The following is a 25,360-nucleotide window of genomic DNA, read 5'->3' on the forward strand; positions in this document are numbered from 1 at the left end:
TACCAGGAGTTTCGCGAGAGAGGCCGGCGAGGGTGCAGAAAGAACTGTCCGGGTTTCTGGTGCTGCCCGATTGCGACGAAGCCGCAGCACAGTGCCCCACAAGCGGCGTCGACTCCGGGTTCCAGGTGCTCACGCACCCGTCAGGACGTCCGTGGCTGGTCGCCCCGAAGAAGCCCGGAAAGCTCGGCGAAGGTGACGGACTGATATCCGCTTCGGCCGGCACCACACGGCTCGTCGTCATCGGCTGGTCCACCATCGGCGAAAGCGAACTCGGCCGCTGGGCGGAGAAAGTGAATTCCCTGGCGGATATCGACCAGATCGCCGCCCGTTTGCACGGCAGCCAGCATCTCCTGGCGTCGGTCGACGGGGCCGTACGGTTCCAGGGCACCGTGTCCGGAGTCCGCGGCGCGTACTACGCCGTGCACCGCGGCGTCACCCTCGCTTCGGACCGCGCCGACGTGCTCGCCGCCGTCACCGGGGCCGACCCGGACGAGGCGAGCCTGGCGGTGCGGCTGCTCATCATGTCGTCCTCGGCGCTCGCCCGCCCGGTGTGGCGCGGCGTCGACATGCTCGCGACCGACTCGTACCTGAGGCTGGACACCGACGGCCGCGCGGCCGTCGTCCCGTGGTGGGCCCCGCCGCAGCCGGAACTCGGCCTCGAAGCGGGCGCGGCGCGGCTGCACACGGCCCTCGAACAGTCCGTCGCCGCCCGGGCCGGCCGTACCGCTTCCCTGGGGGCGGACCTCTCGGGCGGGCTGGACTCGACCCCCCTGTGCTTTCTCGCCGCGGACGCGGCGGCCGGCTCCGGCGGGCGGCTGACCACGCTGCGCATCGCGGTGGACGACCCCGCGCACGACGATCACGTCTGGGCGTCCCGGGCGGCGAGCGCGCTGGCGGACGGCGACGTCCGGCACCACGTGTTCACCACCAAGGACGTGCCCCGCATGTTCGCGGCCGTCGGCGAGCCGATCACCGGCGTGGACGAGCCCGTCCGCTGGATCCGCTCCATCGAGCGGCTGCGCTTCACCGCGAAGTGGCTGGCCGAGACCGGCGCCGAGGCACACCTGACGGGGCACGGCGGTGACGAGGTCCTCGTCGCCAAGCCCAACTACCTGCACGACCTGACGCGGCGCAGGCCCGTACTGGCCCGCCGGCACTTCGCCGCGCTGCGCGCCATGAAGCGCTGGTCCCTGGCCGCGGGCGTGCGGGAACTCGCCGACCGGAGTTCGTACCCGCAGTGGCTGCGGCAGCAGAGCACCCTGCTGTCCGAGGCGTTCCCCTCACCGCACACCCCGCCCTTCGGGTGGGAGTACCCCCTGCGCATGCCGCCGTGGGCGTCGGCCGAGGCGAACCGGGCGGCGGCCGCCCGGGTGCGCGAGGCCGCCGCTTCCGTACGGCCCTTCAGCCAGGACCGGGCCCCGCACCTGACGATCGACCTGGTGCGCCAGGTCGGTGCCGCGGTGCGGCAGGGCCAGATGGTGACGGGCTCGGTGGGCACCCCGCTGCACGCGCCGTACCTGGACGACCGGGTCGTCGAGGCGTGCCTGTCCGTGCGCAGCGAGGAACGCACCAGCCCCTGGACGTACAAGCCGCTGATGGCCGAGGCGATGAAGGACCGGATGCCGGCCGATTCGCTGCGCCGCGGCACCAAGGGGGAGTTCTCCGACGACCTGCAGCGCGGGCTGCACCGGCACCGGGACCAGCTGGCGACGCTCTTCGACGATCCGGTCGTCGGGCGCATGGGGCTGGTCGACGTCGAACAGCTCCGGCGGGCCGCGCTGTCGGCGTACCCGCCCGGGTTGCCGATGGCCGCCCTCGACACGTCCATGGCGGTCGAGAACTGGCTGCGGGCCCAGGAACGGACCAAGAACGAACTATGGCAGGAATGGGGAGAGGGCCATGCCGGTCGAACTGCGTGACGAGGTGTCCATCGCCACCTCGGACCTGGGGTCGGTGCTCCTGGACGAGCGGTCGGGGAAATACTGGCAGCTCAACAGGTCGGGAGCGCTGATCCTCGACGTCCTGCTCCAGGGCCGGTCCCTGGCGGACGCGGCCCAGGCCGTCGTCGAGCGTTACCGGGTGGACCGGGAGCGGGCGGACGCGGACGCGAAGGCGCTGCTGGAGCAGCTCAGGGCCGGTGGGCTGGTGTCATGAGCGCTCCCGTGACGATCAGGCCGGGGCGGCGGCGTACGTCCTGGTACCGCCTGCTGCTGCCCTGGTGCGCGGTGCTGGTGGCCAGGACGCTCGCGAACCGGCCGCCGGCCCGGATCCGCGGCGTCCTGGTCCGGCTGCGCGGGAACGCGCGCCCCTCGACGTACGAGGAGGCCGCGCGGGCACGCGCCGATGTGGTCACCGTGAGCACGTTCTGCGCGGGTGAGGGCTGTCTGCCGCGGGCCATCGCCACCGCCCTGCTGTGCCGGGCGCGCGGGTCGTGGCCGACCTGGTGCTCGGGCGTACGGGTGATGCCGTTCCTCGCGCACGCGTGGGTGGAGGTCGACGGCGAGCCCGTGGACGAGCCCCAGCCCGCGGGCTACCACCACGCCCTGATCCGCATCCCGCCGAAGGAGCGCAGTGCACACCAGTGAACTGACCCCCACTGGCTTCGGATCACGGGTGAACGGCCGACCGGATCGCCACACAGCACCCAACCTGACGGACCTGCTCCACCGCCACGGTGTCCTCCTGCTGCCAGGGCTCGCGCCCACGCCCGGCGAATTCGTGGAATTCGCCCGGCAGTTCGGCGAGCCGGAGCACGTGTTCCCGGAAGCGCACCAGGTCGCGGGCCACGCCGTGCTGCGGTTGCAATCGAACGTCGACGGCCTCGGCGCGAGCGCGGGCGGGCGCTACTGGCACGCCGACGGCGCCTTCGCCGAGCGACCGACCGCCGTGACGGCCTTGCTGTGCGTCGAGGCACCGGCGTCGGGCGGCGACACGCTCTTCGCCGACATGCGCGCGGCCCTCGCGTCCCTCCCGGACGAGGTACGCGCGCAAGCGGCAGGCCACCGCGGGTACTACCCGGCCAAAGAGATCGCCCGACGCGACATGGAACGCGCGCGCATGATGCGCACCGTGGTCATGACGGACGAGGAACAAGCGGCGAAGCTCGCCGAACTGCAAAACGTGCACCACCCGCTCGTACGCCGGCACCCCGTCACGGGCAAGCAGGCGCTCTACCTCAACGAACACTGGCTCGCCCGGGTGGAAGGGCTGACCGACGCCGACAGCGAACGGCTCCTCGCCACCCTCTACGAGGCGGCCACCCGCGAAAGCCACGTGTACCGCCACACGTGGACCGAGGGAGACGTCCTCGTCTGGGACAACGCCCTGGTCATGCACAAGGCGCTGCCCGCCGCGAACGGCACCCGCAAGGTGACGTACCGATGCACCATCGCCGACGGGTCCGCCCCTCCCGGATGACCGTTCCCAGTCCGCCCTGAACGCCAGGAGGAGGCCGTACGACCGCCCGCCGTACGGCCTTATGGCTTCCGGCTTCCGGCTTCCGGCTTCCGGCTTCCGGCTTCCGGCTTCCGGCTTCCGGCTTCCGGCTTCCGAGCGCGAACACGCCCAGAGCGGTGGCGATCAGCGATACGGAGACCGTGATCCGACCGTGAGCCCCAGCGCGACCGTCGCGGCGCATCTCGTACCGCCACACCTCGTCGAGGTCGTACTCGTAGGGCGTTCCGGGCGGCGCCGGAGGAAGGTGGCGATCCCCTTCCACACACCGCTCATCGTCGTGACGGGCCAGCCCGTACACGGCGGCGACCCGAACCGCGCGGATCTCATCGTCCAACAGCCCGGCCATGGCGTCAGCAAACGCCGGGTCACGGTCATGACCGTCGGCGACCGTCTGGCAGGCACGCTGCCGCACCTCTGCGTCCGGGTCGCTCATCAGCCCCAGCAACGCCTCCCGCACCGCGGGAGAAAAGGCCTACTGCCACATACTGAGGCCGAAGGCCACCGCGCCCCGCACCCGGGCGTCCGAATGGCCGGCGTATCGCAGCAGCACCTCGTCGACGCACGGCTCAACATGCTCACCGAGGCCGGTCAGCACCTCGGCGAGCACGGCCACGTCCGTCTCCTGCCCCGCCCACTCAACGAAAACTCATCAGTCGTCAACAGAGCAGGTGCCAAAGCGGCACCTTGTCCTGTGCCGAAGTGGGCTAAAGCGGGGAGATGTCAACAGGACAGGTCAAGATCTGGTCGACACCGCGCGGCAAGAGACCGCACCGAGGACAGTCAGTGCCAGCCTGTCGCCCCAAAAACCTGTCGACTCCCCAAAATGTGCACGCCGCCTCGGCCAACTGGCGCGAGATCGCCCAAGAGATCGTCAAGGACCGCTTCTTCTTCGATGCGAACATCCAGTTCGGCAAGCGACTGGGCTAGAGGCGGGTCCCAGGGCGCGTCGGTCGGCATTCCGGTCAAACCCAGCGAACTGACACCTGAAGCGACCGCGGCACGGTAATGGTCAGCCGTGAAGCGCCAGGGGTCCCACGGAACGCTCCGAAGCAATGTCGAGGCGATGCGCAGGCCGCCCCAGTCGAAGTCTCCGTGATACAGGAGAGTCGCTCCCTGGTCGCACACACGGCGCAGCAGGGTGAGCGCCGCGGTGGACGGCTGACCCTGGAGGCAAACCATGGGCGGGCCTTCCGGCCCGTACGCGTCCGCCGCTGCCGCGAGGACCGCTGGATTCTCGCACACGCGAATCCGCTGTGGACCAGCCCGCTTTCCGTCAGCTACCAGGGGCATCGGCTGCCGAACCAGCTGCCGCAGGGTCAGCACTGTGGGCTCCCCCCTATCGGCCATCCAGTCCAGGGCTGGTGTGCCACGAAGGTTGAGTGTGAGAACCGTCGATGACACGTCGTCTTTCAGGAGCCCCACCGAAGCCCACGCCTCTCGCTGTCGACGAGCCCCCTTTTCCTCCTCAATCCCGGTCAGCGCGTGTATTCCGGACCGTACAACGGTCGTCAGTGGCCTGCCGTCGTCCAGGGCATGGGCGTCTCCGAGGATCTGTGCCGCGAAAGCCGCGACGGAAACAGCGGGCTCAGCGGGCAGAGCGCTGAGCGCCTTGACGGCGTTCTCCAGGAGCGCATGCGCGGTTTCCGGAGTACGGGCGAGTCGTCGTATCTGGCCGTTGCCGGTAACCCGTGCCGTCCACTCGGCGAGGTCGGGTCCCAGCAGCCGCAGCGGCGAGTACGCCTGCTCCCAGGCTCGGGCCTCCCTGGCCTTCTGCTCGGCGATCAGGTCCACCCGGCCGGTCAGGGCTGTGACAGCGGCGGCGAGACCGTCCGGGCTCGCCCCGGAACGGCGCAACACCGCGTCCACGTCCTCCAGCCGGACGGTCAGTGAGCCGCCCTCGCGCGGGCCGCGTCCCAGCAGGCGTTCAGCCGCGCGCCTCTGGACGTCTGTGGGAGCAGTGAGCGTGACCGTGCCGGTGAGCGGCTTCTCGCGGGCCATACGGTAACGGGCACGTTGGACGAGCCAGGACAGCTCCGGGCGGCCCAGGAGGCGTCGCAGACGGTCCTCGTCGACACCTGCCGAGGACCGCTCGGCGAATTCGGCTATGTCCACAGCGACTCCTGGGCCTGTACGTGTACATCGACGGCCGACCACGCGTGGCCGTCCGCAACCGCCGTCGCCTCCGGCCCGGTGGCGTCCGGCTCCGGGCCACGCGTACGCTCGGTCCCGTCCCACTCCCAGCGGGTGACCAGGACCGCCGGGATCCCGTCGACTCGCGAGAGCTGCGCGATGGCGATGCCCGGAACCTGCGGATAGCAGGCCCACTCACGTTCACTGGTCATGACGACGTCAAGATCGAAGGCGTACAGGAGTCCGAGACACTTGGCCCGGGAGTCGTCGTCCACTCCGGCGAACGCCTCGTCGAGCGTGACCAGTCTGGGAGCGTACGGCGCCCGCGCGCTCGCGTAGTGCGAGGACGCCGCCGCGAACAGAGGCACGGACACGGAGAGTACGCGTTCCCCGCCCGAGGCCGGCCCGGTGGCGGAGACCCACTTGCCGTGCTGCTGTCGCTCGATGCCGAACTCGTGCCAGGCGCGGTAGTCAAGCGCGGCCGTCAGGTCCTCCAGCCAGCTGCCGGAACTGCCGTCGGCCTGCTGGCGGGCGATCTGCGCCTGAAGGAACTCCCCCACCGCCGCGCGGTCCTCGGGAGACCAGGCGTCCGCGGACTGCCGGAGCCGCTCACGGGCCTGCGCGAGCCCCTGCGGTGCCTTGCGGGAACCCCGCCACACCAGCCGTAGCCTCATACCGGTCGAGGTGGGCCGTTCCTCCAACTCCGCGTTCATGGCGCGGACCTGCCGTTCGGCGGCGCCGATCAGCTCTTGGAGCGTGCCGGCGACCTCGGTGATCAGATGGGTTTCGAGGACCTCACGCTCGTGCGCGGACAGAATGCGGGTCAGCTCCTCGACCTCCGCGGCGAGCGCCTCGGTGATCTCGGGGACGGCCCGCTGACGTCCCTGGTAGACGATGTCGACGCGCATCCCGTCCTCGCTCGGATACGCGGAAGCACTGTGGCCGTTGCGGGACAAGGCGTCCTGGAGCCTGCCGAACTCCTCGCTCAGCCGCTTCTGTACGCGCTCCCAGGCACCGTCCGAGTCGTCGACGCCGGAGAGTTCCGTCTCGACAACGCGGGCCAGGGCGATCGCGGGGGTGGCCGCCCAGGCTCCGGTATCCGCGTCGGGAACGGCGACACCCGGCAAGGCCACGTCCAGCAGCCCGGTCGAGGCGAAGCGGCGCAGCGCGGCGATGGCCCGCTCGCGGGCCGCGGTCGCCTCGGTCAGATCCTTGCCGAGCTGTTCAGTACGGCCCTCTGCGTGGCTGGCCCGCCGGTCGGCCTCGGCGCGGGCTGCCTGGGACGCCTTCAGGTCGTCCGTGCAGATCCGTGTCGCCTCGGCGGTCTCGGCGAGACGGCGCTCGAGTTCGGCGACGGCGGCGCCCACAGTGGACAAGAGGGTCTTGTGGTGCTCGTCGGCCGCGTCTGCGGCACGCGCGGCATCCCCTGCGCGCGTCGAGAATTCGGCCGCACGTGCCGCTGCCTGATCGGCTTCAGTCCTCTCGGCGTCGACGGACCGCCCAGCCTCGGTGCGCTCACGTAAGGCCGGCCAGAACGCGGCCAGCAGGGTGGCGAGTTCGGTAAGGGCTCGTTGTACGACTGCCAGGCCCTCCCGGTCTGCGGGGAGCCCGACGTCGGCGGCGGTGGCGGCGAGCTCCTCCGCCGCCGCGTCCGCGACGTGGACCGCATCGGCGAGTTCCCGTGTCCGTTCCTCGTGCCGCGCACGCGCCCGGTGCGCGGCGTCCGCGGCTGCCGCGACAAGCGCATGGGCGGTGCGCAGGGCGTCGTCGTCGGGGAAGGACGTCAGTTCGTCGTCCAGGGTGCGACGGAGCAGTTCGACGCCCCGCAGTTCGTCACCCGCCGTCTCCGTCTGTGTCCTCAGGGAGGTGAGTTCCCCGCGCAGTTCCCCGATGCGCGCCCGGCGAGCGGCTTCTCGCGCTCCTTCTCCGACGTATTCGGCGGCGGGCTTGGTCCAGCTGCCGGTCAGCACGCCGGACCGGAAACGGCCGTCGCCGGACACCCAGGTCCCCACGCCGCGGCCCTCGGGTGGTTCGCCGCCGCCTGGAACCAGACCGATCGCGGACAGCAGCCGCCGCACCACTGGCTCGCCGACAGCGGCCGCCGGCGCGTCGCCGTGGTCCACCGCCGGACGCAGCACGTCCACGAGACTCGCTCCGAAGACCGGTGCGTTCGGTTCCAGGAGGACGTCGTGGCTGTCCTCGGCCACCGCCGTACCGTCCGGCAGTACCCACGCGTCCAACAGCCCGGATGCCTCCAACGCGGCTTCCAGTCCGGCGCGTTCGTGGTCTGCGACGGCGTCCTGGAATTCGACGAGCCGCCACAGCGGCGCTCCCTCCAGCCGTTCCCGCACACCGGGCGTCCGGGTGTGGGGCGCCTGGGGAATCGTCTGTCCGCCGCTCTCCAGGGTAGTGAGCTCCCGCTCCAACAGCGCCTGGCGACTCTCCAGTTCCGCACGGTGCCGGCTCAGTCCCGCAGTACGGTCGGCGAGTTCGGCCGCCCGGGCGCGGTGCGCCCCGGACACAGCGGTACGGGCCGGATTGGGCCCGTCCAGGGTGACCACCCAGTCCTGGAGGCCGTCCAGCAGCCCTGGGAGATCCGGAGCCGGCAGTTCCCGGCAGGCGGTCAGATGGGCGCGAACCCTGTCGATCAGGGCCTGGCCCTGGCCTGCGGCGTGCTCCTCGGCCTCGGCCTGCCGCACACCGCTGTGCACGGCTTCCTCCTGTGTCTCGTCGGTCCGCCGGAGCGCCGCTCGGCGCTCGGCCTCCGCCCGGTCCGCGCGGTCTACGAGCCGCTCCACGTGTTCGACCGTACGGCGCCGACGGTCGGCCGACTCCCCGGTCGTACGACGCAGCTCGGCCTCGGGGATGCCGTCCGGCACGAGCGCGTCGGTGATGCTCGCTGCGGTGGCGGTCTCCTCGATCCGGGCCCGCAGCCCGGTCAAGGCGTGCTCAGCGGTGGCGAGCCTGTTCTCGGCGGCGGCCAGTCGGTCCACGACCCGGCGGTGGGCGGCTTCCGCCTGTCTGAGGTCGTCATCGGCTCGGGCCCGCTCGACGGCGGTCCGGGCGGTATCGGCCGCCGCCTGTTCGAGTGCCCTCGCGTCGCGCATCTCCGGTCCGGCCCGGAGCGCCGCTTCCTGCGCGGCGAGGCGGGTGATGCGCCCCTCCAGCTCCGCGGACCTCTCCTCGGCGGCCGCCCGGTCCTCCAGGGCGCGCTCACGGTCGGCGTGCGCGTGCGTCAGGTCTCGTTGCAACTGCTCGTACCGGGCGTGCTCGCTGCGTGGCAGCCGCGCCCGCCTGCGGGCGGCGACGCGCGCGTAGCGCCGGTAGTGGTCGAGGAAGGCGGTAGCCGCCTTCTCTGCCTCGCTCGCCGCCCGCAGTTCCTCCTTCTCCTCGTCCAGAGAGCGGAACGCCTCGGCCACGTCGGCGATCACCGCCTGATCCATGGGCGGGAGTGCCTCCGTGAGCGCGCGGGAGAGCGCCGCCTCGTTGGGCCGCTTGGACAGCTGCGGCTGGCGGAGTTGGATCAGCAGGTCCACCAGGGCACCGTAGCGCCGCTCGCCGAGGCCGAAGAGTGTCTCGTCGACCGCCCTGCGGTACGCCTTGGCCGTGTCGTAGACCATGCCGTGCGTGCCGATGGCCTCGGCGAGCCGGTCCCGGGACAGGGCGGTGCCCGTGGCGTCCAGGAGGCCCAGCCCCGGGCCGACGCGCTGGTCGGTGACCGCGAACCAGTGACGGGCGATGCCCCGCCCGCTCACCGCCTTCAGACCGCACAACAGGGTGCAGAAGTGTTCTTCTCCGGTGGTGTCGTCCCGGCGTCCGAACTCGATCCAGGTGTAACCGAGCCGTTCGGGATGCGGGTGTTCCCCACCGAGCAGCAGGTTCCACTCCATGCGTTTGCCGGGATCGCCGTCGGGTTCCACACGGCGGGCCGAGAGGTCGCCGTCGAGAAGGAACGGGAGGGTCAGGGCGAGCACCTTCGACTTGCCGGTGCCATTGTTGCCGCGCAGCAGCAGTCTGCCGTCGTGGAACCAGAACTCATCGACGTCGTAGTGGAAGAGATCGACAAGTCCGATACGAAGAGGGCGCCACCGGCCGGGGGCGGGGGCGGGCAGTGCGGTCACCGGCGGGCCTTTCGTCGTACGAGGATGAAGGTGAACGGGGGCGAGAGGGGAAAGGGGCAGCTGGTCGGTCACTGGTGTCTCCCTCGATCACGGCCGCGAGGCTCGTTCACCTGCGGTGTGCCGACCGCGTACCGCGCCAGGGCCGGGCGAGCCACGACCCCCTCGGCCGTCCGCGTCACCAGCCCGAGGGCAACGAGCCGTTCCACGGCCCACTCGACCAGCTCGGGCTCTGCTCCCGGCTCCTTGGCCGCCTTCGACCAGAAACCGCCGTATTCGACGGCCAGTTCGCGGACCGTCCGCTCCAGTTCCTCCCGTCCGACGCAGCCGTCGCGCGCGGCCAGGTGTCCGGCGAGCAGAAGGGTGATGTGGCCGTGCGTGCCTTGCTCCGGCATCCGAACGTCGGTGAGGTCGTCCAGCGGATCGACCATAGCGATGCCCTCGGCCCGCACCTCGGAGACGAGTCCGGTCAGTTCGGTGATGCGCGCGGTGATAAACCCGCGTTGCCGGGTGAGATAGGCCAGCTCGTCGTCGGTCAGCTCGTCGTAGTAGAGCACCGGGTCGTCGAGCAGGCGGCGGGTGAGCTTCCAGCGGATCGCCCGGAACCGAAGTTCGTCGCTGTCCAGGGCAGCCTCGGCGGTCAGTTCCGTCAGCCGGTCGTCAAGGCCCGTGGCGGTCACCATCGACGGGCCGCGGCGGGTTGCCAGCAGTCCGGCGAGAACCCGGCGCTGCACGTCGTAGAGCACGTCGCCCGCCCCGTTGACGTAGGCTTCCTCGTCGCCAGCCACCCGGCACAGCACTCCGAGCCTCAGTAACAGCCGCACCACGGCGGCGAGGTCTTGGCGCTCGTCCCGGCGCTCCAGTGTAAACGTGATGCCTGCGTCGGTCAGGTAGGGGTCGGCGGCGCCCAGCACCACCTGCTCGGCAAGCCGTCCCAGGGCGACCTGCGCCTCACCGCGTTCGAGTGACGCCAGGGTCAGGCAGAGCAGTACATAGCGGCGGCGGGTGAAAGGCAGGGCCGCACGGCTCGGCTCGCGAGCCGGGTGGGTGGCGTCGGTGAGGGTGCCCGGGTTCTTGCTCAGGCGGGCGGCCTCCGCGTCCACTCGTAGAGACCAGCCGACGTTGCGATCGAACCACTCGCGCAGTTCCGCCTCGTATCGGCGGAGCAGGCGGAACTCGTCTGCGTACGGGCCGCCCACGGTCAGCAGCGGTTCCTTCAGCAGGGCACGTGCCGCCTTCTGGATGTCGGCGGCCCGCTGGCCCTCCAGCACCTCGCCGAGCGGGTCAGCCATCGGTGTCCTCCTGGTCCTTCGGGTGCTCCGGCGGGGTACGGGGCGCGGGCCCGTCCTGGCGAATCTCGGCCAGGTCGACGATCTCCACAAGGTGGTCGGGACCCCGGAACGTGCCGGCCGGGGTTCGGATCTCGGCGCGCGTGCCGTCATCCAGGGCGGTCAGCCGGATCTCCATCGAACCGTCACCACTGGTGGCCACCGTCCGGGTCATACCGGGCCGCCACGTCGAGAGGGCATCGCCGAGTAACCGCAGGAACAGCGCGAAGGCAACTGGATCCAGCTCACCGAGCCGGGACAGTCTCGTCTCGCCGCCGGTCGCGAGCGCCGCGCGGGCCCGCGCCGTCTGCCGGACCTGCCGCGCGGCCAACTCGGCCAGCTGTCGGCGTGCCTCGGTACGGTCAGCTACCCGGCGGGGCTTACCACGGCGTTCATAGCTGCCGGTGCGACGCAACTGTGGGCTGATACGGACCGGTTCGGCCTCCTGCCACGAAGTGGCGGCGGGCACGGGATCGGCCGTGCGGGCCTCCAGAGTGTCGCCGTCCACGGTCAGGTGCCGCGCGGGATGCAGTCCGAAAGCCACCCGCCATAGGCGGTGCCGCGCCGCGTCGTCGGGGGCTTCGGCGAACCAGCGGGCCAGCACCCGGAAGTCCGCCGACCGATCCGACCGGCCGGCCCGCCGGTCGTTCAGCTGGCGCACGACGGACAGGAGCTGCGGAATCGATCCCAGCGCCCGTCTGCGCAACAGGCCGGCCTGTGACTCCCGACCCTCCTCCGACACGAACCAGTCGGCGAGCCCACGCCAGCGCACCTGCCAGCGCCGGTATGCCTCGTCCTCAGCCTGTTCCGCCTCGTCGGGCGCGGCGTCGACGGCCTCCCGAGCCGCCGCAAGGCGCAAGAGCGGCTGTACGTCTCCCTGGTCCGTGAGCGTCCCGATGAGGGCAGCAATCCGTCCGCCCAGCGTAATCAAGTCCTGGATGAACCGCTCCAGGTACTGGATCAGACGGTCCTTGTAAGCGAGAAAGGCGTCCACCTCGACGCCGTGGAGGTCGATGGTCCGTTGCAGGGAGCCCATGAAAGCGCGCGCGTTGTCCGCGAGGGCGATGAAGCGTTCCGTGAGCGCCACCAGGGTGAGGTGGGTTTTCGCCGGATCGGGTTCGTCCTGTGCGGCGATGACGACAAGGGCACGCAGTTGGCCGACGATGTCGTGCAGGGCCACGGCCTGCAGTTCGCCCCGCCGGCCGAGCGCCGCGTTGTATGTCCCGAGCGCGGCCTCGGCGGCCTCCCCGGCCTGGGTGAGCTGGTAGATGAAGCGTTTGCGGTAGAAGTCCTCAGGGGTGGTGACGCGAGCCGTGTCCGGGTCGGCGCGCAGGTTGCCCCAGTCCGCCAGGCTGTCCAGCGCCTTGGTGAGGGCCTCGATGTCCGAGGGCCGCTCGGGCGCGGCCAGCGCCGCGTACACGTCCTCCGGCCGCAGATGCACCGCGAAACGTTCCTTGGCCTCCGTGAACACGCGCATCACGCTGCGGTAGAGGGCGGTATTGGGAACGGTGAGGTGCGCGAAGGGACCGTAGTCGACCTTGCCGTCGTGGTCGGCGTATCCTTCGGAACCGGCTGTCGGGGGCGTCATGGCGCGTCCATGGTCCTCGCGGCCCGGACACGGGCGCGACCGAATGGCCGGATCCTGCGGGCCGTCGCTGCGGAGCTGTCCGGAATTCGCCCCTTGCATACGTATACACCGGTCATGTCACCGCCCTCGCTCGGGGCCTCGGAACCGCTGTCCGGGCCGCGGCAACCGTCCGGGCCAGCTCGTCGATCCTGGCGGCGAGTGCCGGATACGGCAGCGACAGGTCCAAGACGTGACGGTGGAGCGTGATCGCGCCCCCGGGGACGGGGACACGTATGTGGGTGCCGTCGGTGTCCCCGGCCGCGGACACGAGGTGCCCCTCGACCAGCCCGAAGCAGGTGCAGTATGCCAGCATCTGGTAAAGGTTCTCGCGTTTGATTCCCTCCTGGTACTTCGCGTCCACGACGATCGCGGGGTGGAGACCGCCGTCGGCTCCGGGGAGCCGGTGCACTAGGTCCGGCAGCAGGATGTGCTCGCCCTGGTCGTCTAGGTGATGGGTGCGCGGATGGGGCTGGCTACGCCCCCCAATGTGCCGTTCGAGGGCCGCGCCGAGAGCGCTCGCAAGGAAGTCCTCGAAGACCTTCTCCATGTTGAACAGCAGCCCGTCCACGCTGACGTGCCGCCCGTCTTCGTATTCGAACGAGGCGCCGCGCAGGACGATCTCCGCGAGCCGCAGTGCGGGAACGTAGCGGGCGTTGAGCCGGTTCGGCGTCCAGGAGGCGACAGGGGCGCCGGGCGGAGGCGCGGTGACGCCTTCGAGCCGGGCGTCGAACCGGCGCAGCTTGGTCCGCAGGGTCGACGGAACGTCCGGCAGGCGCGCGAGCCGACGCGCGGCGCCGAGCAGGAGCTGGTTTTCGGGGATGTCGGGCGTGTGCTCGTCGTATGTGATCTCCAGCGGCAGGGCAAGCCCGGGGCGGCGACGGAGCTGGGCGGCGGCGCGGAGCCGACCGCGCAGCATCATTGCGGTGTCCTCCCGGTCTCGGTATCCGGAGAGCAGTCCGGGACGCAGGGCCCGTTCGGCGGCGCGAGTGAAGAGGGCCGCGATCGTAGGGAACAGCTCGTTCCTGACGGAGGCGTCGACGGGGTCGGGCTGCCAGCGCAGTCGTCGCTCCTGGGCATGGGCCAGCAGGTACAGCAGTCTGTCGATCGTGATCTTGGGCGCGATGCGCAGCATGACGGTGCCGTCGCCCTGGCCGAGCCTGACGGCGCCGACGGTTCGCCTGGCCTGGACTTCCCAGAGGATTCCGTCGCGTCGGCCGCGGGCGGGACGGATGTCGACGAGTCTGCGGGCGTCGTCCTTGCTGAGTGTGTCGACCTGGGCGTCGGTGAGCGGCCAGGCGTGCCAGCCCGCCCCCTCCCTGACATCGACGGGCCGGAGGGCTCGTCTGCGCGTCGGCAGTCGTACGTCCGCCGTGCTGGTCGGTCGTAAGGGAGATGCCGGTGGCGCCGCGAGCGCGTGGCGCACGTCGCCCGGAGGCTGACGCGGGGCGGGCACCACCGGAGAACCGGAGCCGACCGAGGCCGATGGCGGCAGCCCGCCCGGTCGGCTGGCCGTTGCCCTCGCGACTGCGTGGCCAGCCCGTACGCCGTCGTCGGCGTCCTCGGCAGCGGTCACTCAGCGGCTCCCGGCGCCGCGAGGACGCCGTTCGTGGGCGCAGCTTGCGGTGTGCCATCCGCGCCGGCCGACGCGGATGCGCCTGAGTCCTCCGCCTCCCCTCCCGCTGCGGCCAGACCGGCTTCCTCCTGGAGCACGTCCAGGCCGTACTCGGCCTCCACATCCACGTCGTCGCCCCAGTGGAGCTCCGCGAGAAGCGGGAGGATCTGATGCCGCCAGACCCGCTCCAGTCCCTTCGGGTGGGTGTGTACGGCGGTCCGCATGAAGTAGGAAGGACCGATCCTGAAGTCCCGGTCGTCCAGCCGAAGTTGCTCGATGCGGGCGTTGAGGGTGTCGAGCAGTGTGGTGGAATCGGGCGGGAGCTGCTTGCGGTCCAGCCAGTCGGCCAGGAAGGAGTTCACCGGTTTCCGCGACGGGTGCAGTTCCATGAAGGAGAAGCGTCGGCGCATGGCCGCGTCCATGAGAGCGATGGAGCGGTCGGTGGTATTCATCGTGCCGATGATGACGAGGTTGCGAGGCAGCCGAAAGCGGCGGCCCTTGTCAGAGCCGTAGAGCAGGTGCACGAACTCCTTGCGGTATTCGAGCAGGAAGTACAGCTCCCCGAAGACCTTGGCGAGATGTCCGCGGTTGATCTCGTCGATGACCAGGACGAACGTCTCGCCCTTGCTCTTCTCCGCTTCCTCCGCGAGCGTCTTGAGCGGTCCGGGGATCAGGTCGAACACGATTCCCGAACCGGCGTCGGACAGCCCCCGGCCGTCCACGAGCCCGCCTGGGGAACGGTCGTGTCCGGCACGCGGACCACTCGCCCCCATGCCGTCCTCCGCCGCGAGGGGAACGGCGCGCGGCCGAAACCCTTCGAAGAAGTCCTCATAGGAGTAGGCCGGATGGAACTGCACCAGTCGGACGTTAGCCGAGCGTCCGCCAGTGAGATGGCGGGCCAGAGCGAGGGCCGTGTAGGTCTTGCCGGTACCGGGCGGACCGTAAAGAATCAACTGGGGCCGGTCGCGGAGGAGTTCGACGCAGTCCTGGAGCCACTCCGGATCCCGCATGGTCAGCTCGTCGGCCAGTTCCGCTGTGGCGTCCGGGAATTCGGCGTCGGCGACCGAGCCGCTCGGGGTCTGGCCGGGGTCCTCGTCGAGAAGTACTTCGAGGTCCGCGGTGAACTCGGACAGTTCCAGCAGGCCGGCGTTCGGATTGCCCAGAGGGCCGGCGAGCTGCTGGGGCAGGTCGTCCAGCGTGAGCGGATTGCCGAGGTTGGTCCACTCCACCGGCCGCTGCAGCACGGCCCCGTCGCCGGTGACCGTCTGCACCGGCGGCCCCTCCTTGACCTCACCGAGGTAGATCCGGTCGCCGTCGGTCGTGATGACGATGTCGTTCTCCCGCATCCGCGAGAGGAAGGCGTGGAAGGAGGCGGCAGTCTCGCTGCGGCGCGCCTGGCTCAGCTCGGTGTAGTACGTTTCGACGATCTCGCGGACCTCCTCCGGCTTTGTCTCCGGCCCGAGGGTGGGCAGACGGTCCGCCGCGAGGGTGCAGACGCCCTTGTCCCGCCACAGAGAACGGATCAGGGAGGACCCGGTAAGGTCCATGCCCCGGATCAACCAGGCGCGGCGGGGTGGTTCCGTCTTGGTTGGTGCGGCACCCTGCTGAGCCACCAGCTCGATGAGGCGCTCGGTCGGCAGCCTGCGGTTGAGGCGTGCCCGCACTGCCTGACCGCCGGAGGACGTGACGTCGTAGACACGGCTCTCCTTCAGCATGTCGCGCCACTCGTCGTATTCGCCGTCCGTCAGCTCAAGTTGTTCAGGTACCTCCCCGTCCTGCCCCAGGGCGAGATGCCAGCCACGCTCACGGCCGGCCTGGATCCAGGCCCGCAGAGGCTCCTCTTCCAGGCCGACGGCCGCCGCGAGGTCGCCGGTCGAGACCCACTGGCTGAGGTCGGGCAGCATTTCCAGCACTACCGCTGCCTGGTTGAAGGCCGCCCGCTCCGCGCTCCAGTACCCGTACCGCTCGACGGCCCGGGCGAAGAGCCCGTCCTTGTCTCCCTCGTACGCGGTGAACGCCTGGCGTCCCGGACCGGTCAGCCGCCACTTCCGTCCCGTCTTGCGCAGCCAGCCCGCCTTCACGAGGTTGATGCTGTCGTACTGCAACCTAGTCCGGGCGTTGATGGCGAGATCCGGGAACGCCTCGTCCCACTCCGCCTTCAGCGTAGGGTCGAACTCCTGCACCCGCTCCCACACCTCGGTGAACGCCAGCCCGTGCCCCGCCGGCAGCCGCGCCAACGCCTTCATCGCGGCGTGCACCGCCCGCGCGCTCAACTCCGTGACGGCACTCATGGCATCCCCCTCCTCGCGGGCTCCGACCACCCACGCGGCTCGCCGATCAGATCAACTCCAGGGCCCCCAACATAACCGCCGCCACTGACAACGCAGGTCCGGTGTCATTGCCGCCCCGGAGGAGCGGTGCGCTTCCGGACCCCACCGCCGCGCGCGCCGGTGTCGTCCCTCAGGTCTCCGCGGCGGGCACGGCAGCGCACCTGTCCCGATCGTCGCAGCAGCGCTGCCGCCCGATGCCCCCCTGGCACTGATCGCCCGCATCGAGGAGAAACAACGCAAGTAAGCGACTACCCCAAGTCGGACCTGTGCGGCATCGATTGGTATGCCTCGACATTCGCCCCGCTGCGGAACGGGGCCTGGTACGAATTCGCATCGACCGACGTCACCGCGCCCCAGCGCACGGCGTCTACGAACGCGGCCAGCGCGTTGGGGTCGTCGAACGCCTCCGTCCGCACCTTCTCCGGCAGCCCCTGGTCCGGGGCCACCGTGTGTACCACCTCAAGCTTCCAGACCACCGTCAGCTCCTGGCCGAGCCGGTCCTCGTCCAGCGACTGCAAGCTGACCACATGCGCCAGGCCGGGAACTCCCTCATCAGCGGTACTCCGTGGAAGCCCCTGCCGGCGCACATCAGACACCGCCCACATGGAGCCTCGCGCCTTCACCACCTGGCCGGGCTCTGGGATCGGCGGAAGCGCCGCCGTCCGCCCTGTGCCGCTCGCTGCCTCCTGCGGAAACTCCGTAGCGGTCGCCACCTGACGAGACTCCTTCATCGACACGTCACACTCAGCCGAGTGATCCCCTTCTCACTGGACTACGTCACAGGGAGACCTGAGACTTTCAGGGAGATCATCAACGCACCAGTATCCCCGACTGTTGCCGCGACCCGTGCGAAGTCCCCCAGATCGACATCGCGGCTGCAAGTGCCCTCATCAGTCACCCCATTCCACACTGCCCCAAAAAACACAGCCTGCTGGGAACGCGCCCGCCGCCCGCACGATCTGCGATTCCATCCAGGTGACGGCCCATCAGGACGAACGTCAAATGAGCGTCACAAGCGTCATTTCAGCGTCAAGATTTCGCCCGTAACGCCCACACCGCACCTCACGCGCACGCACAAAACCGCAGCTCAGGCTCCCTTACCCGCCCTCTCCAGGATCATCACGCACTCCACATGATGCGTAACCGGGAACAGGTCACAAAATCGGATCATCATAAAACCCCAGGTCAGGCAATACTTTCGGGCGACGCCACCGGCCCACGCCTTCTCTGAGCGTCAAACGAGCGTCATGCAATTCCGCCTGGCCAGCACCTCGGGACCGGCTGACTACAGACCTCACCTTGAATGTCGACGGGCACGAAGGGCTCACCGTTGCACCAAACAGCCGCTCGAGCACTGCACATAGTTAGGCGGGCACCTGAAAGTTGCTCTTTGAGACGGGTACGGCAACCTCTCCCCCTGTACCCCCCATTGTCAGACCGAACAGGACCCATTCACCAGATTGGCGGTCGCCGCCATACGCGTTCGCACCGGCAAGCCCTCCGTGGGAAGTGCAGCCTCTCGCACTGGCGCGCCGACGCAGTCGATCCAGCTACCAATTCGTCCCCCTGGGGCCGCCCGGCCAGCCTGAAAGTGCGGCCGGAAGCGTCTGGCGGAGGATGTCCCTCGCAGACTCGCGGTGAGCTTCCCCTACGGCAACCAGCGCGCCGCCTGTTCCCGGGTGATCCGGTCCGCGTCGACCCACCAGTGCCGGGCCTCCCTGTCCCACTGGGCCCTGAGCAGGCGCTTGGCCTCGTTCCTCTGCTCGTACGGGACGTCGAGGTACAGTCGGCCGTCCCGCACAAGGCCCGGGTACACCTTGCCGTCCTGCGCCTCGGCTCGCCGGGCAGGTCTCTCGGACGCTGGAGCGGTCTCTCTGGCGGGATGCCACAGCCCTCGTGCCGGGCGTTCCATGCGGGTGCGCTCCATCAGCCGCCGTACACGGTCGCAGGAGGCGGGGTCGGTGTAACGCATCATCAGGTCCGTCGGCCCGATGTTCGCGAGCAGGTTCTTCGAGCCGTGCCACAGGACCGAACCGTCCAGAATGAGAACCTTCTCGTGCATACGATCGCGGAACTCGACCCGGCAGCCGACGGCCTCCAGCTGCCCGACCAGCTCCCGGTGCCGCGCCATGCGGGAGGGTTCCTGCTGCTCTTCCGACGGGCGGGTGAAAACCGTGATCTGGAGTCCCTCAGCCGCCTTCGGGCCGAGCATCCGGGCCCACCGGCGGACGGGAGGTGCGTCCGTGAACGCCGAGTACAGCTCGATGCTGCGCTGTGCTCGCTCCACATCCCATGCCACCGCCCCCAAGACCTCGCTGTGCTCGAAGAACGCCGGTCGCGCCAGTTCCTCCTCCGACAGGGAGGCCAGCTGGTCCGCGTCGCGGATCGGGATCAGCTGGTCGGCGGAGATGGTCTGCGCGTGGGCTTCCAGATGGTCGATCATCGCCAGTGCCTCGCTGTGCGGGGCCAGGTGCTTGCGCAGGAAGGCGACGTCTGCCACGACGACCAGGTGTTCCTGGGCCCGGCTGAGAGCGACGTTCAGAAGGCGGCAGGTCTGCGAGGACAGTCCCGTTCCGCTGTAGAAGAAGCCGGGATCCTTGCCGGCGCCCGCCACCGTGTCGAGGAGCACTACGGGGCGTTGGCTGCCCTGGAACCGGTGGACGGTGTCGACCAAGCCGTCGTAGTCCTCCCCGAACCGGTGGGCCAGGCTGCTATTGAGGGCCTTGACCTGCTCCCGGTACGGGGAGATGACGGCGAGCCGGTCGGTCGCCCGTTCCCCCTCGGGGACCTCCTGCCACTTGCGTCCGGGCAGGATTCCCTCGTACTGGAGCCCTCGGACCAGTTCGTGGATGACCGCGGCGTGGACGGCGTTCGTCATGTGGGGCTTACGGCCGCCACCGGGGATTCGGCGGCCGGACGTGTCGATCAGGATCACCGGGGAGTCGATGAGCGGGGCGAAGGGCAGGCGGCTGGTGTTCCCGCGCCCGGTCCTGAGCGGCGCGTCCGGATACGCTACTTCGTTGACGACCGTGCAGATCGGCTCCCGCATTCGGTACTGGGTGTCGAGCGCCACCAGGCGAGGGTCCTGGCGCACCCGACCGGAAGGATCGACCAGTCCGGCGGCGTGGAAGGCGTCCCGCGCGGTCCACTCGCGGGAGTGGGTGCGCTCCTCCTCGCTCGCCTCCCGGTCACCGTCGCCCTTGGTCACGGCGGGCAACTGTCGGAAGTCTCCCGCCACGACCACCCGCTTGCGGGCGAGACCGGCAGCGAACCAGGCCGACGGCAGGTTGACCATCCCGGCCTCATCGAGCACCACGACGTCGACTTCGTCCAGCAGTTTCCTCGACTGGACGGCCTTGGCCACGGTCGCTCCGAGCACCCGGCAGTGGGAGCGAACCTCGTCCTGGACCTGCTTACGTTTCCGCCCGAGTTCGTTAAGTTGCTCCTGAAGCGAGGCAGCGGACTCGGCGACAATCTGTCTGGGCGGGATCCCTTCGACGGCGGCATAGGCCGCGGGGAGGGCTCGGCGGGCCTCGACCGCCTGCTTCTCGCCCGCCGTGCGGCGCAGGGCCGCGCGCGTCACGTCCGCCCTGGCCCGCTTCACCTCGTCCTCCTCGTGCGCCAGGGCGGTCCAGAGGTCGCTCAGTTTTGCCGTTCTGCGCTCCGCGAGGAATCCGGTCGGGGGCCCCACCTTCTCCATCTTCCGCCGCAGCTGCGCGGCCAGGGTGTCCGCGGTCGCGACCATCCTCGTCGCCGCGGCGTGGTCCTGGTCTGCCTCCGCCATCTCCTCGGTGCGGGTGGCCAGGTCCGACTCCAGGTCCCGGATCCGGTCGTGCAGGGCCAGCGCCGCCCTCGCGCCCTTGAGCTGGTCGGTCGCTGTGCTGATCTGTCGGTCAATGCTCTCCACGAGCAGGGCGGCAATTCGGGCCGGGTCGACCTGGTCTCCGTAGCGGCTGCGCAGCGACGGCAGAACGATGGCCCCTGCTCGCTGGACGATCCCTTCGGCGAAGCCCTGCTCGTGCTCCAGCAGAGAGCACATCCGCTCAAGGGCCTGGTCCACCGCGATGTTCGTGGGGGCCAGAAAGAGGACCTTCAGACCTTGGCGGAAGCTGCCCTCGACGATGTGACCGACGACGTCCGTCTTCCCGGTGCCGGGCGGTCCCCACAGGAACAGCACCTCACTGGCGAGGGCCTGTGCGACGGCGTCGCGCTGTCGTGGGTTCAGCTGGAGCCCCGCCCAGTTCGCTACCCACTGCCCCGGGTTCTCGGCACGGCAGGTGCGCGGAGTACCCCGGCCGACCAGCCAGCCCGCGTGGTCCGCGTCGACGGGGCTGTCCCGACCGCCGACCGCCTCCAGGCGCTCGGCCAGCGCGGCCCAGTTCGCGGAGTCGTCCTTGCGGATCTGGATGTTCGCGGGCGCCGCCCCGAGATCGGCCTTCGTCACGAGCCTGACGGTCCCGTCCGGAGCACGAGACGCCTCGGCCGGGTCCCACGCCTTCCGGGAGCGTGACGGCCGGGCGAGGACGGAAACACCGTCCAGGCTGTCGTGCCAGGTGCGGCACTCGAAGAGATACTCGCGTGTCCCCCCAGATTGCGAGAGAAGCCGCCCCTTAGAAAGAGCGACCTTCATGGCGCCCTCGGCGTCATTCCGGAGTTCGGCGAGGACCTCGGCGCGCACCGCCGTCAAAAGCTCCTCGACGGGATAAGGCCGCCCCGCCCCGGTCATGTACACCGCTCCCCCAACATCGCCCCACAGGTTGGAAGACCTTACGCGAGCCTGCCGATGTCGAACGGTGCACTCGACGACGATGGCCGGTCACTGACCTGTCGCTGGCCGGAATCATTCGTGATTCAGCCATTGCCGGTGGCGACCTCGGGAACCCTCGGCGAGGGCGGGACCGAGTAAACCCCGGAGATGGCGGCTCAGGTCTTCGGGATGCCGTGCTCCTCGGACGCTCTGGGGCTCGAAGCTGCCCTCCCAGTCGCGCGGCACATCCAGCTCGGCCGGTGCAGGGCGCTCTCGAACCCCCATCACTGACCCCAGGGCCGCATACCGGCGCCCCTACCGCCCCAGATCCCGCCGCCGCTCCCCCAAGCACTGCCCCCAAAGCGCCCAGGCCCGTCGCGCCTCGCTCAGCGACTCCCGGGCGAACTCCTCCTGCGCGAAACCGGATTTCGCGGCGTCCTTCACGACAGCCACCAAATGCGCGGCCACCCGGGAAATTCGCTCCGCGTGGGCGAGTTCAAGCCTCGGTGTGAGCTCCACCCCTCGGGCCGCGAGAGCCATGAGGTCATCGAACGCGTCACCGTCGTCGTACGCGGACGGAAGCGCGGGCAACTCGGCCTCGACGAGCGTACGGACACCCGGAGCCACCCCGTCGCTCTCGCCGTCGGCAGCACCGCCCGCATCCCGCCCGAGGACACGGTTCAGCAATCGCAGCAAAGGCGCCGACTCCCACACCCGCCCGGCAACAGCGTCGAGCATGTCCAGCTCGGCCGCAACCTGACCCACCGCCTCCTTCGCCGCCAACTCCCCTATCAGGTCGGCAGATCGCTGCCCCTGCTCCCCCGCCTCATCGATCAAGGCCGCGCACGCGTCGAGTTCGGCAAGTGCCCGCTCGGCCGTACGTATCGACGCCTCGACCATGCCCGCCGTATCCGTCTCGAAGCGGCCCACGGCCCTCCGCAACTCGCCTACCGAGATCGGCACCGCCGCAAGGAGATCCTCGATCCGGTGCCCAGCCCCCGGAAGCCCGCCTTCCATGAAACCCTTCAGCCCCCTCATATCGACGGCACCGCCTCAAAAGGCGCGGCCGAAAATGTACGCAACGTGAACACGGCAGGTCGCAAGAGTCACAGAATACGCACGTGGTCACACACGACACCGGGTTCGTCTACGTCTTGAGCAACCCAGCGATGCCTGGTCTGGTGAAGGTCGGCTTCACCAAGAACCTGCCGGAGCAGCGCGCCGACGAGCTCTACCGCGGGCACACAGGGGTTCCGCTCCCCTTCGAGGTCGCCTTCCGGGCACGCACCATGCGCTGGCCCGCCGTCGAGCGCCTGGTTCATGATCGCCTAGCGGGACGACGCATCTCGAAGCAGCGGGAGTTCTTCTCCGTAGCGGTCGACGAGGCAGTCGAAGCGGTCCGCGAGTGCGTCTTGGAGGCCGACGGCATTCACGCCTGGGCCACCGACGCGCGGCACCCCGTCGGTGGGCGGGACCGGGTCGTCCTCGCCCTGGAGGCCGACGACGTCTTCGTCCTGCTGAGTCAGCCTTCGCCGCTCGGCGGAGGAGGGTGGCAGCCGCTCGACCTCTGGCAGGCGCATTCCGACGGCGATCAGCTGGAGATCTACGCGACGGACAGCCCCTACGAGGTGGCCGGGTTCAGCGATGGCGACGCCGGGGGCGAGGACGACCCGGTGCCCTACCTGGACAGGGTTCGCGAGGTCGCCAATGGAGCACTCAACGGCAAGGAGCGTCTGGCCCCCGGTGACCGCCTCCTCTGGCTGCGCGACGGGGAACAGCCTGACGCGTGCCGAGGAGTCGTGTTCGAGGCACGGGACTACTGTCAGGTCGCCAGTCGTACCTGGAGTCCACGATGGACACCGGAAGGCTTCCCTCTGGTCTTGAACACCCTCGTGCGCGACCCCTCACCGGCCATGATCGCCACCGCCCAAGCCGCCTGCGATCTGCCTGGCCCCCGGACCTGGGCGCCGCGGCCCGAGAAGCGCGAGGAGCCTGTCTTCCCCCTGCCCGGTCCGGAGCGGTGGCTGCCCCAGCTCCAGCCCAGGAATCGGCGTCGGCGCCTGCGTCAGCGATGACACCGAATTGGCGGCGGCAAATATCCTCGTACTGCCAGTGAACGCGTCAGCCCGACCCGACCGAGCAAGGAGCCCCATGGACGGCGAGTACCCCGAATTCCGCCTCCGTCTGCCGCACGGCGGGCCCGAGGCGCGCGGGCGGCTCCTCCGGGAGAAGGGCACGAATGGCAGCCAGAAGTTCGTCGTGTACGCCGGCTCTCCTGCCCGCCCCGAGGTGGTGCCGTCCTTCCCGATTCGGATGCCGTCCTCGCATCGACTCCGCGAGCAGCTGATCCAGGACGGCGTGATTGACAAGTCGTCGACCTGGCCCGGCTGGCTGGAAACCACCGAGGACGTCACCTGCAACTCCTCGTCGGCCGCCGCCGAGATCCTGACCGGCCGCAGCTCCAACGGCTGGCTGGCGTGGAAGACCGAGGACGGCCGGCCACTGGCCGACTTTCTGGAGCAGGTCTGGTGGGGGCCCAGGCACACCTGGCTCGTGCGCGGGTCCAACGTCTTCGGGCTCGACCTCGTCCAGCGTCTGTGGCTGCCCGACGGAGTGGTCTCGCTCGCTGCCCGGGATCTACGCCAAGGCGTCGAGCAGGGCATCAGCAAGGACCGGCTTCGCACCCTCGTCGGCGAGGACTACGAGGCCACGGCCACGTATAATCAGCGAGTACAGCTCGTGGACGAGTTCCACGCCTTCCTCTCCCGGATCAAGCCCGGCGACACCGTGTGCACGCTCTCCGAAGGTCGGCTGTACGTGGGCGAGGTGGTCGGTGCGGCCATACAGGTGCAGTCGGAGGGCGAGCGGTCCAACCTCCGCAGGCCCGTGGAGTGGGGCAGCACGGGATACGCGTACGACGAGCTACCGGAAGAGCTCCAGCAGAAGCTGTCCATCCAGCATGAGCTCGTCGACCTGTCCACGGTTCAGCCGCTGATCGACGGGCTCGGTCTGAGCGATGAGGAACTCTCCGACGAGGCCGAGTCGGCCGACACCGAGTCCAGCGCCGAGCTTCGCGCCCTGGCCGCGCGCCGCGAGCTGGAACTGCCAGAACCGACGGAGCAGCTCGCCGACGAGCTTCTCGTCCACAAGGTCGACTGGCTGCGTGAAGTGCGTGATCTTCTGTGGGACGAGCGGCAGTTGGTGCTGTACGGACCACCGGGCACCGGCAAGACGTATCTCGCGCTCAAGCTGGCCGAGTTCCTCGGGGGCGGGCCTGAGCAGGTCAAGCTCGTGCAGTTCCATCCCTCGTACGCGTATGAGGACTTCTTCGAGGGGTTTCGGCCCCAGGAGGATCCGGAGACCCGGGACGTGGCCTTCCGGCTGACCGCCGGGCCGCTGCGCGAGCTGGCGGACCTCGCCTCCCGCGAAGGCAACCGTCACATCCCCCACTTCCTCGTCATCGACGAGATCAACCGCGCCAATCTGGCGAAGGTCTTCGGCGAGCTGTACTTCCTCCTGGAGTACCGCAACAAGTCGGTGCGCCTCACCTACTCCGGCGACGACTTCGCGCTGCCGCCCAACCTCTTCGTCATCGGGACGATGAACACCGCGGACCGGTCCATCGCCCTCGTGGACGCGGCGATGCGCCGGCGCTTCGCCTTCGTCGAGCTCTCGCCGCGCACCGAGCCGACCAGCGGACTGCTGCACCGCTGGCTGGAGCGCGAGGAGAGGGACGCCGAGCCCGCAGATCTGCTCGCCGCGCTCAATGCGCGCATCAATGACCCGGACTTCCGTGTCGGTCCTTCGTACCTGATGAAGAAGGGCGTCTACCGGGACGGCGGGCTTGAGCGCACCTGGCGTACGAAGATCCTGCCGCTGCTGGAGGAGTACCATTACGGAGAGAACGTGGACGTGGAGCGGCGCTACGGGCTCAAAGCTCTGCGCGCCTCGCTTCCGGCACGTGAGGTCCATGAGGTCACAGAGCCGGATTCCGGGTCCGTATGAACGCCGC

17 protein-coding genes are annotated in these 25,360 nt (G+C 69.8%); 6 read left to right on the top strand and 11 right to left on the bottom strand.

What is annotated here, in order from left to right; genetic code table 11:
• Positions 1-32: 32 nt before the first annotated feature.
• The 4 genes from ACH4K4_RS36245 to ACH4K4_RS36260 are packed head-to-tail and all read left to right on the top strand — an operon-like array spanning position 33 to position 3,417.
• The gene (locus ACH4K4_RS36245) at positions 33-1,919 is read left to right on the top strand and encodes an asparagine synthase-related protein (protein WP_398173734.1); all 1,887 of its coding nucleotides are present in this window, start codon (positions 33-35) and stop codon (positions 1,917-1,919) included.
• On the top strand, positions 1,900-2,154 hold the full coding sequence (locus ACH4K4_RS36250; RefSeq protein WP_398173737.1) for a lasso peptide biosynthesis PqqD family chaperone: 255 nt from the start codon (positions 1,900-1,902) through the stop codon (positions 2,152-2,154). Before ACH4K4_RS36245 ends, ACH4K4_RS36250 begins: the two co-directional genes overlap by 20 nt.
• The gene (locus tag ACH4K4_RS36255; protein ID WP_398173740.1) at positions 2,151-2,585 is read left to right on the top strand and encodes a lasso peptide biosynthesis B2 protein; all 435 of its coding nucleotides are present in this window, start codon (positions 2,151-2,153) and stop codon (positions 2,583-2,585) included. Before ACH4K4_RS36250 ends, ACH4K4_RS36255 begins: the two co-directional genes overlap by 4 nt.
• Positions 2,572-3,417 (top strand): TauD/TfdA dioxygenase family protein, encoded by an 846-nt coding sequence (locus ACH4K4_RS36260; RefSeq protein ID WP_398173743.1) that lies wholly within the window; start codon positions 2,572-2,574, stop codon positions 3,415-3,417. The genes ACH4K4_RS36255 and ACH4K4_RS36260 overlap by 14 nt, the downstream gene beginning before the upstream one ends.
• Here the strand turns inward: ACH4K4_RS36260 and ACH4K4_RS36265 are convergent.
• The 11 genes from ACH4K4_RS36265 to ACH4K4_RS36315 form a co-directional block, all read right to left on the bottom strand.
• Positions 3,329-3,913, bottom strand: coding sequence for a HEAT repeat domain-containing protein (locus ACH4K4_RS36265; RefSeq protein ID WP_398173746.1), 585 nt, complete (start codon positions 3,911-3,913; stop codon positions 3,329-3,331). The two genes, ACH4K4_RS36260 and ACH4K4_RS36265, sit on opposite strands and share 89 nt — an antisense overlap.
• Before the next feature lie 15 nt (positions 3,914-3,928).
• Entirely contained in the window at positions 3,929-4,069 is a 141-nt protein-coding gene (locus ACH4K4_RS36270; RefSeq protein ID WP_398173749.1) for a hypothetical protein, read from the bottom strand.
• Positions 4,070-4,236: 167 nt separating this feature from the next.
• Positions 4,237-5,568, bottom strand: coding sequence for a TIGR02679 family protein (locus ACH4K4_RS36275; RefSeq protein ID WP_398173752.1), 1,332 nt, complete (start codon positions 5,566-5,568; stop codon positions 4,237-4,239).
• On the bottom strand, positions 5,559-9,707 hold the full coding sequence (locus tag ACH4K4_RS36280; RefSeq protein ID WP_398173755.1) for a TIGR02680 family protein: 4,149 nt from the start codon (positions 9,705-9,707) through the stop codon (positions 5,559-5,561). The genes ACH4K4_RS36275 and ACH4K4_RS36280 overlap by 10 nt, the downstream gene beginning before the upstream one ends.
• A gap of 68 nt (positions 9,708-9,775) precedes the next feature.
• Entirely contained in the window at positions 9,776-10,996 is a 1,221-nt protein-coding gene (locus ACH4K4_RS36285; RefSeq protein WP_398173758.1) for a TIGR02678 family protein, read from the bottom strand.
• Complete coding sequence (locus tag ACH4K4_RS36290; protein WP_398173761.1) at positions 10,989-12,620, bottom strand: TIGR02677 family protein; 1,632 nt, start codon at positions 12,618-12,620, stop codon at positions 10,989-10,991. Before ACH4K4_RS36290 ends, ACH4K4_RS36285 begins: the two co-directional genes overlap by 8 nt.
• 112 nt (positions 12,621-12,732) lie before the next feature.
• Positions 12,733-14,082 carry an McrC family protein gene (locus ACH4K4_RS36295; protein ID WP_398173764.1) on the bottom strand — a complete coding sequence of 450 codons (1,350 nt, stop codon included), beginning with the start codon at positions 14,080-14,082 and terminating at the stop codon, positions 12,733-12,735.
• A gap of 146 nt (positions 14,083-14,228) precedes the next feature.
• Positions 14,229-16,562 (bottom strand): McrB family protein, encoded by a 2,334-nt coding sequence (locus tag ACH4K4_RS36300; protein ID WP_398173767.1) that lies wholly within the window; start codon positions 16,560-16,562, stop codon positions 14,229-14,231.
• A 287-nt stretch (positions 16,563-16,849) separates the two neighbouring features.
• On the bottom strand, positions 16,850-17,128 hold the full coding sequence (locus tag ACH4K4_RS36305) for a hypothetical protein (RefSeq protein ID WP_398173770.1): 279 nt from the start codon (positions 17,126-17,128) through the stop codon (positions 16,850-16,852).
• Between the two features lie 1,121 nt (positions 17,129-18,249).
• Positions 18,250-21,327 carry an AAA domain-containing protein gene (locus ACH4K4_RS36310; RefSeq protein WP_398173773.1) on the bottom strand — a complete coding sequence of 1,026 codons (3,078 nt, stop codon included), beginning with the start codon at positions 21,325-21,327 and terminating at the stop codon, positions 18,250-18,252.
• 336 nt (positions 21,328-21,663) lie between these two features.
• On the bottom strand, positions 21,664-22,386 hold the full coding sequence (locus tag ACH4K4_RS36315) for a hypothetical protein (protein WP_398173776.1): 723 nt from the start codon (positions 22,384-22,386) through the stop codon (positions 21,664-21,666).
• Between the two features lie 83 nt (positions 22,387-22,469).
• Between ACH4K4_RS36315 and ACH4K4_RS36320 the strand changes: the two genes are divergently transcribed.
• Positions 22,470-23,423, top strand: coding sequence for a GIY-YIG nuclease family protein (locus ACH4K4_RS36320; RefSeq protein ID WP_398173779.1), 954 nt, complete (start codon positions 22,470-22,472; stop codon positions 23,421-23,423).
• 76 nt (positions 23,424-23,499) lie between these two features.
• Positions 23,500-25,353 (top strand): DUF4357 domain-containing protein, encoded by a 1,854-nt coding sequence (locus tag ACH4K4_RS36325; protein ID WP_398173782.1) that lies wholly within the window; start codon positions 23,500-23,502, stop codon positions 25,351-25,353.
• Positions 25,354-25,360: the final 7 nt, after the last annotated feature.

This window comes from Streptomyces sp. NPDC017529, from assembly GCF_044329785.1.
Taxonomy (GTDB): domain Bacteria; phylum Actinomycetota; class Actinomycetes; order Streptomycetales; family Streptomycetaceae; genus Streptomyces.